The sequence below is a fragment of the Macrococcus sp. CoH-51_TC_04 genome, assembly GCF_058188655.1.
In genome coordinates this window covers 1-248 of the sequence record NZ_JBVGOY010000088.1, presented here as the reverse complement: position 1 = coordinate 248, position 248 = coordinate 1, and the positions used below count along the sequence as shown (strand labels likewise).

Genomic DNA, 248 nt, shown 5'->3' with positions numbered 1-248 from the left:
GGATAAGGAGTAACGAATATGAACGCGAAAACCCTGCATGACCAATTGACGCCCCAGACCGCCGAAGCCGTCGCGGCCCTGCTCGGGTTCGATAAGCCGATGCCACTTTTCTGGGTATATGCGCGCGAGATTCCCGCACTCCCGGAACCTTGGATTGTGGGCGACGTGATGACTGTGTATCTGGAACACATGGTGCGCCGGAACAACGAGATTTGCGCGCGGCTCGCGTTGCAACAGAAGCCCGAATA

General features: G+C 57.3%; 1 protein-coding gene. It reads left to right on the top strand.

All coding sequences use genetic code 11. The features are described from left to right. Positions 1-18: 18 nt before the first annotated feature. The coding region (locus tag ACZ2V4_RS11875; RefSeq protein ID WP_289856236.1) for a hypothetical protein at positions 19-248 on the top strand (230 nt) is incomplete at its 3' end.